13 protein-coding genes are annotated in these 15,504 nt (G+C 52.9%); 10 read left to right on the top strand and 3 right to left on the bottom strand.

The genetic code is table 11. The features are described from left to right. The first annotated feature begins 133 nt into the window (after window positions 1-133). A complete protein-coding gene (locus HG66A1_RS18615; RefSeq protein WP_145187273.1) occupies window positions 134-1,345 on the top strand; it encodes a hypothetical protein in 1,212 nt (403 codons plus the stop codon). 102 nt (window positions 1,346-1,447) lie between these two features. Next, complete coding sequence (locus tag HG66A1_RS18620; protein WP_145187276.1) at window positions 1,448-2,020, top strand: DCN1-like protein; 573 nt, start codon at window positions 1,448-1,450, stop codon at window positions 2,018-2,020. Between the two features lie 63 nt (window positions 2,021-2,083). Here the strand turns inward: HG66A1_RS18620 and HG66A1_RS18625 are convergent, their stop codons facing one another. Continuing rightward, on the bottom strand, window positions 2,084-3,004 hold the full coding sequence (locus HG66A1_RS18625) for a sugar phosphate isomerase/epimerase family protein (protein WP_145187279.1): 921 nt from the start codon (window positions 3,002-3,004) through the stop codon (window positions 2,084-2,086). A gap of 386 nt (window positions 3,005-3,390) precedes the next feature. Here HG66A1_RS18625 and HG66A1_RS18630 point away from each other — a divergent pair, with 386 nt between their 5' ends. Together HG66A1_RS18630 and HG66A1_RS18635 are read left to right on the top strand one after the other, a co-directional pair. Next, window positions 3,391-4,365, top strand: a complete 975-nt coding sequence (locus HG66A1_RS18630; RefSeq protein WP_145187282.1) for an ADP-ribosylglycohydrolase family protein — start codon at window positions 3,391-3,393, stop codon at window positions 4,363-4,365. Between the two features lie 133 nt (window positions 4,366-4,498). After that, on the top strand, window positions 4,499-4,864 hold the full coding sequence (locus tag HG66A1_RS18635; RefSeq protein ID WP_145187285.1) for a DUF2200 domain-containing protein: 366 nt from the start codon (window positions 4,499-4,501) through the stop codon (window positions 4,862-4,864). A gap of 15 nt (window positions 4,865-4,879) precedes the next feature. Here the strand turns inward: HG66A1_RS18635 and HG66A1_RS18640 are convergent, their stop codons facing one another. Further along, window positions 4,880-5,647 carry a carbonic anhydrase family protein gene (locus HG66A1_RS18640; protein ID WP_145187288.1) on the bottom strand — a complete coding sequence of 256 codons (768 nt, stop codon included), beginning with the start codon at window positions 5,645-5,647 and terminating at the stop codon, window positions 4,880-4,882. Window positions 5,648-5,845: 198 nt separating this feature from the next. On the opposite strand from HG66A1_RS18640, the gene HG66A1_RS18645 reads away from it, so the two are divergent. The 6 genes from HG66A1_RS18645 to HG66A1_RS18670 all read left to right on the top strand — a co-directional run bounded on the left by HG66A1_RS18645 (window position 5,846) and on the right by HG66A1_RS18670 (window position 11,132). Continuing rightward, window positions 5,846-7,066, top strand: a complete 1,221-nt coding sequence (locus HG66A1_RS18645; RefSeq protein WP_145187291.1) for a Tm-1-like ATP-binding domain-containing protein — start codon at window positions 5,846-5,848, stop codon at window positions 7,064-7,066. 25 nt (window positions 7,067-7,091) lie between these two features. Then, complete coding sequence (locus HG66A1_RS18650; RefSeq protein WP_145187294.1) at window positions 7,092-7,928, top strand: phosphoenolpyruvate hydrolase family protein; 837 nt, start codon at window positions 7,092-7,094, stop codon at window positions 7,926-7,928. A gap of 39 nt (window positions 7,929-7,967) precedes the next feature. Beyond that, entirely contained in the window at window positions 7,968-8,294 is a 327-nt protein-coding gene (locus HG66A1_RS18655; protein ID WP_145187297.1) for an EthD family reductase, read from the top strand. A 44-nt stretch (window positions 8,295-8,338) separates the two neighbouring features. Then, window positions 8,339-8,854 (top strand): hypothetical protein, encoded by a 516-nt coding sequence (locus tag HG66A1_RS18660; protein WP_145187300.1) that lies wholly within the window; start codon window positions 8,339-8,341, stop codon window positions 8,852-8,854. Window positions 8,855-9,000: 146 nt separating this feature from the next. Next, window positions 9,001-10,569, top strand: coding sequence for a sulfatase family protein (locus tag HG66A1_RS18665; RefSeq protein ID WP_145187303.1), 1,569 nt, complete (start codon window positions 9,001-9,003; stop codon window positions 10,567-10,569). Window positions 10,570-10,685: 116 nt separating this feature from the next. Next, on the top strand, window positions 10,686-11,132 hold the full coding sequence (locus HG66A1_RS18670) for an SRPBCC family protein (protein ID WP_145187306.1): 447 nt from the start codon (window positions 10,686-10,688) through the stop codon (window positions 11,130-11,132). A gap of 14 nt (window positions 11,133-11,146) precedes the next feature. Here the strand turns inward: HG66A1_RS18670 and HG66A1_RS18675 are convergent, their stop codons facing one another. Further along, window positions 11,147-15,481, bottom strand: a complete 4,335-nt coding sequence (locus HG66A1_RS18675) for a carboxypeptidase regulatory-like domain-containing protein (protein WP_145187309.1) — start codon at window positions 15,479-15,481, stop codon at window positions 11,147-11,149. Between the last annotated feature and the right edge of the window lie 23 nt (window positions 15,482-15,504).

Below are 15,504 nucleotides of genomic sequence, written 5' to 3' on the forward strand. Positions count from 1 at the left end.
ACTTTTAGATCTTACCTTGGCCCCCTCATGCTTGAGGTCATCTTGACAATTCATTTCCGACTCACGATAAACAAGCTGGAATTGTGATCCGATTCCCAATTATATTTCACGGATGACTAACAAGGTGACTGCAATGAAGCCATTTATCGTCTGCTGCATACTCTGTGCACTTCCGATGACCGCCCGGGCGACGGATCGCTATTACTTCGACATTCATGTCCAGTCCCCCTCCGGACACTATCAGGTGGATGCGACTTCCCCCGACAATCAGGGCCCCAATCTGAAAGCCTTTCAGGCCAATTTCACCTACAAATGTGTCGACACCAAAAGCGGCAAAACGATCTGGACGCGTAAGCAGCCGATGCGGGAGCCACAACGATTTAACTTCGGCGATTCCTCGTTTGAGATCGCAGTCCCTAAAGAGGGCTCTCCCATAATCATCATCGTCTCTAACCTGGGCGCGGCGGCGATCCTTGCTGCGAATGATAACCTCATTACCATATCTCCACAGGGTCAAAAAACGGGGGAGATTGATTTATTGAAAGATGCCTTGCAGAAAGAGGAGAGCGAGCGGCTGATGTATCACTCGTGGGGTGGCAGCAACTGGTCCCGTCTGGCTGCCTGGTACTTTTTCGAGTTGCCTGAAGGTGAAATCTTTGTGATTCGTCCCGCCTGGGGACCTCGCATTCTGATGGACGTTAACAAAGGAAAACTCGTTTCAGGCGATGTCAGTCTGATCGGCCCTGCACTACAAGCGGAAAAGCAACTGGTGCTGGCCGCCTCACGTAATAAAATAGAAATTGAAGACGACGAATGGTCGCTACTGCAGGCCGCTTACCTGGCAGGGAGCTTAAATCTGCACGAAGCCATTCCGTTCCTGAAATCACTGGAAATGTCCACTTACTCTGAGACCAATTCTGCGCGAGGTCATCCGGATGGAGTGAACTTCAATAATGAAGTTGATCCCTTCCGCTATCGTACGTATGACCTTCGGCAGACGGCACAACTCTCACTTCGACGGCTGGGAGTTGCTCCCCGGAATCTGCCGTGTCATCGGTTTATGATCGAAAGAGGAGGCGAGGCATTCCCTTTCACCCCGAAAAAGCAGACACAACCACGCCATAAAAACGCAACGCAGGTCAAAACAGGTATGTCTGCCAAAGAAGTGCTCAACACAGTCGGCGCCCCCGACTACATACATGATGACAGCTGGAGTTATGACATGGATGCCGAGGTTCCATTCAGCCTGACCCTGACCTTCGATACTTATAACGTGACGGCCATCAAAAAAGAGGCTCCCCTCTGGAAAACCGGACTGGCCCGGGACAAAGCTCTGGCGTTCTAAGCGAGATCAGTTTTTCAAATTCTGATCGAAGTGGTTTCCACGATGAAATGCATTCTTTTACTGGCTGGTTTATTGCTGCTCACTGGATGCTCTTCTGATGAGATGTCATCAAAGGTGGCAGCGACAAAGCCGTCTGCTACTTCTCAAGATTACATCGTTCTCAATGAGCCACCCGAAGCTCTGCTCGAGAAGATGGCTCTGCTGTATGCTCCAGAGGATGCAGCCTGGCCGGGCACAGTGGATGAGTTTGTCGAAAACGGACATCCCATCCTGCCTTATGCGATTAAGCAACTTCAGGAAGATGAAGAGATCTCACCGGAGGTGGCAGAGCAGCTTCTGGATCGGGTCCATCGGTCCCCGGAAGTTCCCGTCGATGCACAACGTATTGTCACGCTGCTGGAAGTCGCCTGCTACGCAGATGTCATGTGTCATCGTGTCGAATACCCGCTCAGGGTCGCGACGCTGGACTACGTCAAATCAAATCTCGATGCACCGGAGACCCAAAACGCCCTGGCCTGGATCCGCGAGTCGTATCAGAGCGGCCTCCCTCTGGATGCTCCCGGTGATGAAACCGGCGAATTCCGCGGGATGCTCGTTAAAGCAATGCGAGCCCGGCTCAATGAGTATGCCAAACGAGTGACAAGCACACCCCAGGAACAACAGGGGAGCAAATAAAAAGAACGCAGCCACTATGCGGCACAGGTGCTCCTGCACCGCAAAGTGGCTGTTTCTGATGTCTTAAGATTGGGGAGTCAAACCGAAGACGCGATCCATGTTGGCTGAGATTTCTTTCAGCCGTGCCAGATCACCGCCGGCAACTTCAGCGGCTGCCCAGCCGGCGTACTTGATTTCTGCCAACGCTTTGCGGACATCGGCCCAGTCCAGATCGCCTTCACCGATCTTGGTAAACTTGCCCATTTCGCGTGAGAACCCTTTGAGGTCCAGCTTGATGATCCGTTTATTGAGTTGACGAATCCAGTCGCCCATGCTGCCGTATTTCCAGTGATTGCCGATATCAAACTGCATACCGACCCATGGGGAATCGAACTCGTCGATGTATTTTACGAACTTCTCAGCGGTCTGTTTGTGATCGCCTTCGTGGTCGTAGCAGAACTGGTTCCAGACATTCTCAACTGCAATGGGAACTCCCAGTTCCGCAGCCAGCGGGATGGCCTGCGAGATATTGTCGATCGAACGTTTCCAGATTTCCTCTTCTGGACCATCACTCCCCTTGCCGACGACCAGCAGAACCGTGTTTCCACCGACGGCATGTGTCTGGCGGAGTGCTTCCTTCAGGCTGTCGAGTGCCTTGGCTCGTACTTTGGGGTCGGGATCGGTGTGCCGTACATTCCAGTGCCCGGCGTTGACGGATCCATCGACGGGCAGTCCGGTCGCTTTGATAGCTGCGTTGACTTCTTTAACATCGATGCCTGGTGTATTCAATTCAATACCATCGAAGCCCGCTTCTTTAGCAAGAGCGAATTTTTCTTCGAGACTGTCCCCGGCCCGTACCATTCCGATCTTCAAGGTTTTATAGAGACGACCGTTGAGATAGCCTTCCTCACTTTTGGCACCTTGCGCCAGCAGAGGATGGGAAGCTGCGGCAGCAGCGGCTAACAGGACAAACTGACGGCGGGAAAGAAAATCGGATGTAGGCATGACAACCCCTTCGGTTATTGCTGTATGATCATGTTGCAGATATTTTCGGCCCCCAAGGCTTCATTTCAGAGGTGTCTGAGTCCACCTCAAACAATATTGTAACATTCTTTACGAAAACATGGCACTCAGAAAGTGACTGCTTTTCAAAGCAGATTCCAAAATTCCTGTGTGACGATTCGGTCTCTTTAATCACATCAGGATGCTGCCACCATTACGGAGAGCAACCACACTTTCAAAAACAAGATTCTCCACATTAATCTCACCCTAAGCTGCCTGCTGAATTCGAAAGAATCAACAGGCGCCAATTGATAATACATCTGTACGCTGCTAAAGTGAGAAAATATTATCTCTGGTTCAGCACCTCACTATCTGCCGCAGTCTCTTCTATGAATCGTCCAACAGAATCCAGTGTTTTGGGAACGCTTATTGGTGGTGCCGTTGGCGACGCGATGGGAGCGCCGTTCGAGGGACTCTGGGCCGACTCAATTCCATCCGCTGAATCATTAGCTGCCTCTTTCCATGAATATCATGGATATCCGAATGGTCAATACACCGATGACACGCAATTGACTCTGGCCACAATCCGGTCGATCGTCGACCAGAAAGACATCGTTGTTGCTGATATTGCCAGGCAAATAGCAGAGCTGTGGCGACATCATTCTGTCATCGGCCCCGGCGGTGCCTGTACCCAGGCTGCAGAACATTACCTGGCCACTGGAGACCATCGCAACATGGGTGCGTCCGTTGGTCAAGCTGGTAATGGAACTGCCATGCGAACCGCCGCATTGGGACTTTGGTTTGACGATCAGAAGTCCCTGATTCCGACTGTCGCTGACATTTCGCGAATCACGCACCAGGATTCACGCAGCGTTGCTGGAGGTGTTGCGATTGCAGTGGCTGCAAATCAACTGTTGTCCTCAAGCGAAATCAATCCACGCGATTTCTGCAGTGAAATTTCTGACGCCTGTCGTGATATCAATACTGAGTTAGCTGACCTGCTCCAACAATTACCAGATCAACTCAACGATGATGGAATATTGGATTTCATCGCTCACGCGGGCCAAAGCACCCCGGAATTCGATAAGCCGATCATTTCGCCATTCGTTATTCCGACAGTGCTCGCGTCGATCTACAGTATACTTATCAATCTGGATTCGTGGATCGGAGCCGTTACTTTTTCCATACGTCTTGGAGGAGATGTTGACACACTGGGAGCAATTGTTGGTGCACTGGCGGGAGCACGTCACGGAATTGATTCAATCCCGCAGAATCTGATAGACTGCCTGCAGGATTCAAAAGAGATTGAAGTGCTGGCGACTCGTTATCATCTGGCGATTCTTACTCAAACAGGAGAGGACTAGCCGCGAGAATCCTCGTCGGACCGGGATCTTCTCTAAATGTGAATCATGCGCTTCGCATCCGGTTGAGCTTGGTCATTAGCCAGTAAATATATACTCAAAATTGAATTACAGTCAGAAACAGGAGTTGCCCAAGGTGACCAGTGCCAACGATCATCACGAACGCGTTGCCAAACTGACGTTTGCTGCCGTGTATCCACACTACGTAACCAAGGTGGAAAAGAAAGGTCGGACCAGGGAAGAACTACACCAGGTGATCAGCTGGCTGACGGGCTTTAACGAGAAAGCGCTGCAGAAACAGATCAGCGACCAGATCACGTTCAAAGAATTCTTTCAACGCGCAAAGTTAAACCCCAACGCACATCTTATCACAGGTGTGATTTGCGGCTATCGGGTGGAAGAGATCGACAACCCGTTAACGCAACAGGTCAGGTACCTGGATAAGCTGGTCGATGAACTGGCCAAAGGGAAGAAGATGGAAAAAATCCTGCGAACAGAATGATCAGGGACTCTGAGACTACTCTTCCAGCATGGTGACAGTGCCGGTATCCATGTTATAGATTCCACCGACGATTTTGATGTCCCCCTGTTGTTCCATTTCTTTCAGGATCGGGCTGTTGGTTCGAATGCGATCGATGGTTGCCAGCACATTCTGTTTGGTGACCATCTTCACGAACTCAGGGTTCTGCCCCGTCTGCTCTCCCTCGTAATCTTTAAAGTGCTCGACGGCTGGTTTGATGTTGGCCAGCATTGCGGTGATATTGCCCAGTTCGACGCCGTCAATCGCCCCGCGGATCGCGCCACAACTCTCGTGTCCCAGCACAAAGACGAGCTTGGAACCCGAAACCTTACAGGCAAACTCCATGCTGCCCAAGATGTCGGTATTTTCGAAGTTCCCTGCCACACGGGCCACGAAAATATCGCCGATGCCCCGATCGAAAACGTCTTCCACAGGAATACGCGAATCGAGACAGGACAGAATCACTGCTTTGGGATACTGTCCCAGAGCCGCCTCTCGAACCAGTTTGGAATGATCGCGGGCAGTGAGTGTGCCTGCCACGAAGCGTTGATTTCCCTCTTTGAGCAGCGTGAGTACCTGCTCCGGCGTCAGTTGCGCCTGTTCTTCCTGAGTCAGCACCCGGTTGACCAGCGGTTTGACATCGCCAATGGTTTCGGAACTATTTTCTGATGCGTTGCCGGCAGCTGGCTGTTCTTTTGCGCAAGAGGTAAGCAAGACAGTCAAAAGACAACAGGTCAGCAACGGGTTCAGACTCATTCTGAGCATGGGTGTATTCCTGGCAGATAGGTAATATGAAATGATTTGTCTCTGCTTCCCAAAGACAGAGAGATCTTAACAAACTGTGGCAGGAATGAAAGAGCGGTTTCTGAGTCTCAAGCAAGACTTGACATCTCGATCTCGACACCCACACTATAAACCACGATCCATAGTCAATCTCAGCTAGCCACGATCAGAAAGTTTCTTATGCAACCAACCGTCTATGCCCTGGCGACGATGGATACCAAAGGCGAGGAACTCTGCTTCGTTGCGGATGCAATTCGTCAAGCCGGTGTTGATGTGGTTCTGGTCGATGTCAGCACGCAGGGTCGCTCAGAGCGGGCAGATATCTCTGCTGAAATGATTGCCGGCTCTCACCCGGGTGGCTCGAAACAGGTACTGGGACACACGGACCGGGGCGCAGCGATTACGGCGATGGCGACGGCACTTGAGCACTGGTTACCCGCAGAAGTCAGTGCAGGCAGGGTTGACGGAGTCATCGCCTTGGGTGGCAGCGGAGGCACAGCACTGGCTGCTCCGGCATTTCAGGCGCTACCGGTTGGCTTTCCCAAGCTGATTGTTTCGACGGTTGCCAGCGGAAATACAAGTCCCTACGTCGGTTTCAGCGATATTACGCTGATGTATTCCGTGGTTGATGTCGCCGGCTTGAATTCCGTTTCGCGGCGGGTTTTGAGCAACGCAGCTCACGCGATCGTGGGAATGGTATCACACCGCTCCGAGTTCCCTGCAGACCGCCCTGCACTGGGCCTGACCATGTTCGGTGTGACAACCCCCTGTGTGGATATGGTCCGCGAACAGCTTGAGGCACGCGGCTTTGACCCGCTGGTCTTCCATGCAACGGGCACCGGAGGCCAGGCGATGGAGAAACTCGTGGCCGATGGATTGATTGAGGGTGTTCTCGATATCACCACTACCGAAGTCGCCGATGAACTCGTAGGAGGCATCATGCCCGGCGGACCACGCCGGTTTGAGGTGATCCTCGAACGGGGGCTTCCCTATGTGCTGAGCCTGGGCGCCCTCGACATGGTCAATTTTGGTGCCCGCGAGACCGTTCCCGCCCCATTTGCCGACCGTCAGTTTCTGATCCATAATCCCCAGGTCACCCTGATGCGGACGACGGCGGAAGAGAACCGGCAGTTCGCCCACTGGATTGCAGAAAAAATCAATCGCTCTACGTCGCCTGTCGAAATCCTGATTCCTGAACAGGGAATTTCGATGCTGGATAAAACAGGCGAAGCGTTCTATGATCCCCAGGCAGACCAGTGTCTGTTCGAGACGCTGGAGCAGGAAATTCAGCAGTCCGCAGATCGACGAGTCACGCGACACAACTGTCACATCAACGACGCTGCGTTTGCCGAGGCGCTGGTCTCGGCCTTTGCACGCGTGAGCGGGAATCGCTTTCAATAAATTTGATCATACGAGGAAGTCATCCATGCCGGAATCCAGAACAGCCATCCTGAAACGCCTGCGGGAGAAAGTTGCTGCGGGACTGCCCATCATCGGCGGAGGTGCGGGGACAGGACTGAGCGCCAAGTGCGAGGAAGCGGGCGGGATCGACCTGATTGTGATCTACAACTCGGGCCGCTACCGAATGGCTGGACGCGGTTCGCTGGCAGGACTGATGCCTTATGGTAATGCGAATGAAATCGTCAAGGATCTGGGGCGGGAAGTCCTGCCTGTCGTCAGCGAGACACCGGTGCTGGCGGGAGTGTGCGGAACCGATCCCTTTCTGCTGCGCGACCTGTTCCTCCAGGAACTGCAGGCGATGGGTTTTGCCGGCATTCAGAATTTCCCGACCGTGGGACTGATTGATGGTCAGTTCCGCGCCAATCTCGAAGAGACCGGCATGGGCTTTGACCTGGAAATCGACTGTATTCGTGCAGCGCACGATTTAGATCTGCTTACCACTCCCTATGCCTTCGATGCGGAACAGGCACAACAGTTGACTGCCGCCGGGGCCGATATTGTGGTGGCACACATGGGGTTGACCAGCGGTGGTTCGATAGGAGCCACGACGGGAAAAACCCTGGATGACTCGGTCGAATCGATCCGCACGATGGTCGACGCGGCCAAAAGCGAACGCGACGACGTGCTGCTGCTCTGTCATGGTGGGCCGATCGCGATGCCCGAAGATGCACAATATATCTTTGATCGAGTACCGGGTATTGACGGATTTTATGGCGCCAGTTCCATGGAACGGCTGCCGACCGAGGTCGCGCTGACCGCACAGGTCCGCCAGTTCGGGGAGCTGCGTTTGACTCCCCGATAAACGTCTTATTTCTCTCTCACCTGACCAGAGGATTTGAATATGTATCGCCTGACAGTAATGTATGGACACCCTGAAGACCCTGCGGAATTCGATCGCTATTATCGCGAGGTACACATCCCCCTGGCCAGACAGATGAAAGGGCTCACCGGCTGGACGATCGGCAAGTGCCAGTCAGCCGAGGCGGGTAACCCGCCCCCTTACTATCTGATTGTCAGCCTGTATGCGGAATCTGCGACCGCGATGCAGGAGATTCTGGAAAGCCCCGAAGGCCAGGCAACGATCGCTGACGTCCCGAACTTTGCGACCGGCGGTGTGATGTTCATGTATGATGAGGAAGAAGTACTCATTCCTGTGGAGCTCAGTTAATTTGGTTCCAGTAGTTTGAAATAGTGAGAAGACAGGATTCGTGCATGATGACTGCTTTTGAAGATGTGATGTTCAACATTCATGGTGGATTTCGTTGCATTCAGTGCCAGAAGTTTCATGCTATTCGCGATTACAAGCCTTTCTGTTGCTTCTGCGGGGCTAAACAACCTGCAGAAAAGGACATCGAGAAATTGAAGCTTTCCCTAGGTCCCTGCTCGGACAAACGACTGACTTACGATCTCGAGGAGATCAAAACGATTCTCCATAAATATCAGGGATTCTCTGTCCGAGTTAATGAATATGGTCTTTCACACAAAACATTGTTACTGGAAATCAAGCTCTCGGATGAGGCATTTGATTCCCTCTATCTGAGTTGTATCGGCACTGATTTTATCAAGACCCCCACAGACTCGTGGAATTCGGAACTAGAGATCGCATGGAGCTCTTATCGAGACAAAACAAAGGTTGTACTTACTGACAAAATCGAAAATTTTCGCATCGAATGCGGCGCAGTCTGGCTTTTCGTTGACAAGGATCTGGACTTATCTGGATCCTCTTGAAGTCGTTTCAATACGATTCTCTTCTCATCTGTTCTGTTTAAGTCGTAAAGTCTGATTCACGCGGCTTGCATTGATTTCCCCTCGTCCCCACACGTATAGTAAAGAGATCATTCACTCCCGGTTTCCACTTGTGAAGGTCTCACCTGATGAACGTCGTATCGCACTTCTTCCAAAAACAGTTTCTGCTGCCGCTGCTGCTCCTGAGTCTGTTTCTGCCGACCACGGTTCAGGCAGATCCGCTGCCGAACATCGTCTATATTCTGGCAGATGATCTCGGTTATGGCGATGTAAGCTGTTACAACCCGGAATCGAAGATTACTACTCCGCACATCGATCGGCTGGCTGCGGAAGGCATGAAATTCACCGACGCCCATACGCCGTCAGCGGTCTGTACGCCAACGCGGTACGGGATACTGACCGGCCGTTACTGCTGGCGGACGCGGTTGAAATACCGTGTGCTGGACGGCTTTGATCCGCCCCTCATCGAACAGGACCAGACCACGGTCCCGTCGCTGCTCAAAAAAGCGGGATACGACACCGCCTGTGTCGGCAAGTGGCACCTGGGCATGCAGTGGACCGACAAAAACGGCCAGCCGGTGCCTGCGGTTCCCATTGACCGACGTCAGCGTCCCCGCGTGGGAGATGATGTGGATTACACCCAGCCGATTCTCGGCGGACCGCTGGCCAACGGCTTCGACTATTACTTCGGTATTTCAGCGTCTCTGAATATGTCCCCTTTCTGTTTCATCAGAAACGATCGTCCCGTGATTCTGCCTACAATTCCTTCGGAACGGATACAGACCGAATTCCTGTCCGTCGACCAGGGCATGCGCTCACCCGATTTTACAATCCGCAGTGTGATGCCTACCTTGACCGGTGAAGCGGTGCAGTTTATCGAGCGACAGGCGAAACAATCCCCCGAGCGTCCCTTCTTTCTGTATTTCCCGCTGACCGCACCACACCTGCCACTGGTACCCAACGACGAATTCAAAGGTAAAAGTGCTGCGGGCGAATATGGTGATTTTGTGCTTGAGGTGGATGCGACTGTCGGCGCAATCATGGAAGCCCTGCAGCGAAGCGGTAAGGCGAACAACACCCTGTTCATTTTCACGTCGGATAACGGCGGTCTCTATCACTGGTGGACACCGCAGGAGACCGACGACCTCAAATATTATAAGCCCAACCATCGGGGGCAATACGTCAAAGATCGTGGACATCAGGGGAATGCCCACCTCCGGGGTACGAAGGCTGACATCTGGGAAGGTGGCCACCGCGTTCCCTTCATCGTCCGCTGGCCCGGGCAGACACCTGCAGGAACATCGAATGCCGAACTGGTGGAACTGACCGACCTGCTGGCGACGTGTGCGGCAATCACGGATCAAAAGCTGCCGGCCGGTGAGGGAGAAGACAGCGTCAACATTCTGCCCGCCCTGCTGGGTAAAGAGCTTAAGCAGCCGCTACGCGATTACGCGATTCATCACTCACTGTGGGGCCATTTTTCGGTTCGCCAGGGTCCCTGGAAAATGGTTCCCAAACGGGGCTCCGGCGGCTTCACCCGCGCCCGCGAAGTCGAGCCCCAACCGGGCGAACCAACGGGGCAACTCTACAATCTGAAACAGGATCCCTCAGAGACAAAGAATGTCTGGCAGGAACACCCCGAAGTCGTTGAGCGGCTCTCAAAGATTTTGAAACAGGTTCAGGGAGATGACAAGTAACGTTTTCTGACTTTTTTCTCAGCTAATGTCGAAACGTCTGCGTCCCGTTCGACTACCTGATAGAACGGGGCGAGGGCGTCCCGTCTGAGCCAACAATCTTAACGGGAGATCCTGAGATGTCAGACAACTCTGTCAAACTGCACCGTGTTCTGCGTACCACACCAGAAAAACTGTACCGCGCCTTTCTGGAGCCGGAAGCTTTTGCCCGCTGGCTGCCACCAAACGGTTTCACTGCCAGAGTTTACGAAATGACTCCGGAAGAAGGGGGCACCTTCAGGATGTCGTTCACCAATTTCACTACCGGTAACGGACACAGCTTTAGCGGCACTTATCTTGAGCTGAAACCCCACTCCAGAATCTGCTACACGACGAAGTTTGACGATCCCGGACTCCCCGGTGAGATGAAAAACACCATCGATATCCAACAGGTCTCCTGCGGCACCGAAATCCGGATTCTCCAGGAAGGAATTCCCGAAGTGATTCCCACCGCAGGCTGCTACCTGGGCTGGCAGGAATCACTGTGCCACCTGGCCCGACTGGTGGAGCCGGGGATCCCCGAGTAATCCGGGACCCTGTCCTAATCAGCTTCCGGTTTCAGACGCAGATTGAAGGTCAGGTTGTCCGGGTATATCCAGGATTTTTCTGGGGGGATCAATTCCACTTTCCCGTGCAGTGTCTGAAATCCCGGGTAAGAAACGGTGAGGTCATATGTACCGGAATCCCCCACAAAACTCTGGCGTTCAAACTGTTGGATGTGGCGAGAGATCGTACCTGAGCTACTTTTCAGTTGGATCTGACAACCGGGTAACGGGACTCCTGCCTGCGTAAAGACATTGATGGTTCGAAACCCAAGCTTCGACTCTGATTTTTTGAATAGTTCGGAAGTCAGAGTCACGGTTTTCTGTTCATTCTCCTTGAGAGTGAACTGCAACAGTTTTTTCGATTCGCGAATGTCAACCCGCGTCAGATAGTAGTCTCCTGCAGGCAGGTGCCTGGCGACATATTCTCCTGCTTCAAAGGAGTAGATATTTGTCAGCAACCGCTGGTCTTTGCTCCACAGTTTGAGCCGCATCGGTTCATTGGCCTGCATCAGTTCCTGATCCAGCTTGAAATGAATTGTCGCCGTCCCCTCGGGAATGGGCAGCGTGAGCTGACTATTCAGATTCTCCTTCGTGACATGCACCTTCTGGTAAACAGAGGGGTACCCGGAACGAGATGCGATAATGACATAATCTCGCGTTGTCACCTGTTTGAAGACAAATGGTGCACTGCTGTTTGTCCGCGGCACCAGATTACCCGCCCTCAAGCTTGCGGTCCACACAGGATGATAATTAAACAGCCCCACTCGCATGTCATCCAGTGTTTCTGGCTGACAATTCACTGTCAGTTGACCAACCTGCGTCTCCAGAGTCCCCAGATCCTGATCGTCTGAAATTAATTCTAACGATCTGACCGGCACCCAATCATTATTCACATTGGGCACTTCATAATACAGAGTCCGCTGGCCAGGCCCCGCACCGAAGAAGTGAAACATCCCTTCGCTGTCGGTGTTGGTATAGGCCCGAAAGATGCCAAAATTCGGATTCTCACCAGCCAGGAGGATGCGTGTATTCGCTAAAGGTTTTCCGTTGACTTTCAGTCGGCCCGTCAATTCGGGTCGTCCTCCCAGGTTGAGTGTGCTGGTTTTGCCATTTTGAGGCAGAACGGCCTGACGCACGACGCCCAGAGAGTTCCATTCATATTTCCTGACAACATAACAGATCTGATTGGGGAGATGAGAAACCGAATAGCGGCCTTCTTCATCAGTAATCACGGTGGCCAGTAGCCCGGCTTTGCGGGCGGCATCACCGTTATAGCCATATCGGTCATGGAAGAAGAGCGTGACATTCGGTTGCGGTTTTCCGTTTTCGTCTGTGACGAGTCCCTGCACGGTTCCGCCTTCTGTAAGAGTGACTTCCACGTTCGGGAGCGGACTGGCTGCCAGATCGATGTCTTTCACAATCGCAAAGTCGTAGTCCGGATGAGTCACTTTCAGAGATTCCATTCCCGGAGCGAGATGCGGGATCGAAAACTTCCCGTCCACGGTCTTGACTGCATCACTGTCTGTTGTGAATTGATCCAGCGAGTTCGACATGACGCCCCGGGACAGAGACAGCGGAATCACGGTCGCCCCATCGACGGGCTGCCCCTGTGCATTGACAACGGTTCCGGACAGCGTGACTCCCTCTGTCAGTTTGAGCTGAATCGGCTTTCCCTGAATTTGATCGGTATTCACAGATTCACTGAGCGCACGGGCATAGCCATCTGCAGCGACTTCGATCCGGTAGATACCCGGACCGTTGACTGCGACTTTAAATTCCCCGCTGCTCTGATCCACATCCTGCCAACGCGGTTCCTGCCCATAATCCGCACCGCGAAGCGTCTTCAGTTTAATGGCCCGTACCCGGAATTTGCTGATCGGCTGATTTGTATCGTCGGCCAGAACCGTACCACTGATCTGCGGTTTGCCGGTCACGACGACATTCAGTTGAAAATCATTGGCGGGGGCAAATACCGTGTAGTCGCCTTTCAATTGAATCTCTGTTGAAAGGAGACTGAGTTCATATTTTCCTCGCTGAATGGGATCGAACTTAAACTCTGTCTGACCAGGTTGGATCTCGGCGTACGCTTCGTTGTACCCATCAATGGAATATGCAATGAGCAGGAAGGGCCTGGAAGCCTTTTTCAGATCGCCGGTATAGCTGATCTTTCCTGAGAGTGTGACCATCGAAGCGGGAGAAGGCATATTCAGTTTCAGATCAAGTGGCTGTTCCCGATTGAGCAGATAAGTACCGGTGAGGACAGGCTTCCCCCCCACTCCGGGAACCGCGACTATTACGTTATAAACGCCGGCTACGATATGGGGGAATGTGAATCTTCCCGCCTCACTGATTCGATAACCGGGGGGATGTCCGCTGAATTCCCACCACTGGGGCAGCGCATTGATTTTTAATCCGACCGGAATTTTCCCGTCCGCATAGACTATTTTGCCATTAACTTCTTCTCCCTCCCTGAGCACAATCTTCCGTGTGACGATTTGATCCGGATCGTCCACTTGAAGCGTCAGTTTCTCCAAAGCGTAGTCGGGTGAAGCGATTCCTATCAGATATTTTTCCTGGGAAGGCTTCAGGCCGAGTGTCACCTCTCCCGATTGATCGGTTGTGACAGCCCGAGCAGTGAACCCTCGCGAATCATTCATCAATTTACGGTATACGATGGCCCCGGGAACAGGTTTGCCTTGTTCATTGACGGTTTGAATGCGTAACTGACAGGCGCGTTCGAGTGTGATATTTTTCACCTGCCGTTGATCTGCCGCCAGGTCGACCCGCGGACGATCCGCGAGACGCTCAAGTCCCACCCAGCGCTGCGACAAAATCATGATGCGGTGTGGTCCAGGTTTTGTGATTTCGGCAAAGTGATAGTTTCCCTCTTTGTCTGTGCTCGTTCTTAACACATGTCCGCCAGACTTGGGTATCAGAAGAACTTGAGCATCGGTGACGGGCGCACCGCTCTGATCGGTCACTCGTCCACTTAACACGTATTGTGATGAGGACTTCTCCTCGCGTGGTTTTGTCTCTCTGGCCGGGGGACTCTGCTTAAGAGATTGAGCTTTATCGGACAGCTGCTGCTCGGATTCATGATCCGCACTCTCTTGCCTGTCTACTGCTGCGTGTGTTTCTTTCAGTCGAGACATAGGCAGGAGAAGCGCCCCGGCAAATAGTATCAGCAGTAAACTGACCAGCCCCAGCCGGGCAGACCGCGGGATGGGGCGAGTGATCATGCGTCGAATCCGCTGCGTCAGCGATTTACGGGATTCAAGAATCCCCAGCAGTTGCAGCCGTGGGCTCTCGACAGCAGGCGTCAGAGCAGCGATATCGAGCAGTGTTGCGGAATAGTGTGACGGCTGCTCGTTCAGTGTCACAAGCACTGTTTCATCCACGGCCTGTTCCCGCAGACGCTTGAGCATTACGTGCGTCAGCCAGACCAAAGGATGATAAAAATACAGGATCAACAGCAGAGTCTGCAGACAGTTGACCTGTAAGTCAAAGCGTTTCCAGTGAGCCAGCTCGTGGATAAAGATCTGGCGATACTGTTCGGGGGTGAGCTTTTCGAGTAGATGCCGAGGAAGGATGATCGTCGCCCGCCAGAATCCGCAGATCGCGGGACTTCCAGTTTCCTCCGATACTTTTAACTTCACTGAATCTGGTTTCATCCCCAGCAGTAAGACACACTCATTCAACTGAGCCACCAGTTCTCCACCAGCCGGTTCAGCTTGGATAGTAAGTTTTCTAACGCGCCACGTACGCCAAAGCACACAGACAGAGAGCATCGCTACCGCTGTTAACCAGATTAACATCAGGATCGCAGACGCTTGCAGGGCAGGCAGAGCTGCTGGTTTTATGGGCGACTCAACTTCCGAATCAGGCACAGCCAACATTGAGTCAGATGGGGGACCAACTGGAGGCAGTTGGGGCGACTGTGGATGAGTTTGCAGGAATGGCTCTGTCAAAGATGGCTGTACAAGGGGATTTTTTTCTGTCTGTGTGCCCCCCGGTGGATTGGCTGCGAGGGTCGACATCGTCGGCTCTGATTCAGTGTTCTGCGCGACGGCTTCCGTGGGAATCCAGTCAGCAAACCAGCTGGCGACACTGACAGGAGAATAGAGACTGACCGGCAGGATCAGTTTGAACAGAACCAGCGACCAGAGCCAGTAACGGGTCACTGCGCGGGCATGATACCGGAGTAACAGATCGAGGAGTAGAATCACGAGTACCAGTAGACTGGCCTGGAGGAACATGATCCTGCTGAATTCCCAGAACATTTCGCCCGACTGATTGAGAAGTTCGATTACTCCGTTCCCTGAGACAGCCATGCTCCGCCCTCCCCATTAGAATA

This window comes from Gimesia chilikensis, from assembly GCF_007744075.1.
GTDB lineage: Bacteria > Planctomycetota > Planctomycetia > Planctomycetales > Planctomycetaceae > Gimesia > Gimesia chilikensis_A.

Excerpts from the sequence above, each read along its gene's own strand:
- HG66A1_RS18625 (WP_145187279.1), bottom strand. The coding sequence starts at position 3,004 with ATGCCTACATCCGATTTTCTTTCCCGCCGTCAGTTTGTCCTGTTAGCC.
- HG66A1_RS18665 (WP_145187303.1), top strand. The coding sequence starts at position 9,001 with ATGAACGTCGTATCGCACTTCTTCCAAAAACAGTTTCTGCTGCCGCTG.
- HG66A1_RS18620 (WP_145187276.1), top strand. The coding sequence starts at position 1,448 with ATGTCATCAAAGGTGGCAGCGACAAAGCCGTCTGCTACTTCTCAAGAT.
- HG66A1_RS18645 (WP_145187291.1), top strand. The coding sequence starts at position 5,846 with ATGCAACCAACCGTCTATGCCCTGGCGACGATGGATACCAAAGGCGAG.
- HG66A1_RS18630 (WP_145187282.1), top strand. The coding sequence starts at position 3,391 with ATGAATCGTCCAACAGAATCCAGTGTTTTGGGAACGCTTATTGGTGGT.
- HG66A1_RS18670 (WP_145187306.1), top strand. The coding sequence starts at position 10,686 with ATGTCAGACAACTCTGTCAAACTGCACCGTGTTCTGCGTACCACACCA.
- HG66A1_RS18660 (WP_145187300.1), top strand. The coding sequence starts at position 8,339 with ATGATGACTGCTTTTGAAGATGTGATGTTCAACATTCATGGTGGATTT.
- HG66A1_RS18615 (WP_145187273.1), top strand. The coding sequence starts at position 134 with ATGAAGCCATTTATCGTCTGCTGCATACTCTGTGCACTTCCGATGACC.
- HG66A1_RS18675 (WP_145187309.1), bottom strand. The coding sequence starts at position 15,481 with ATGGCTGTCTCAGGGAACGGAGTAATCGAACTTCTCAATCAGTCGGGC.
- HG66A1_RS18640 (WP_145187288.1), bottom strand. The coding sequence starts at position 5,647 with ATGCTCAGAATGAGTCTGAACCCGTTGCTGACCTGTTGTCTTTTGACT.
- HG66A1_RS18650 (WP_145187294.1), top strand. The coding sequence starts at position 7,092 with ATGCCGGAATCCAGAACAGCCATCCTGAAACGCCTGCGGGAGAAAGTT.
- HG66A1_RS18655 (WP_145187297.1), top strand. The coding sequence starts at position 7,968 with ATGTATCGCCTGACAGTAATGTATGGACACCCTGAAGACCCTGCGGAA.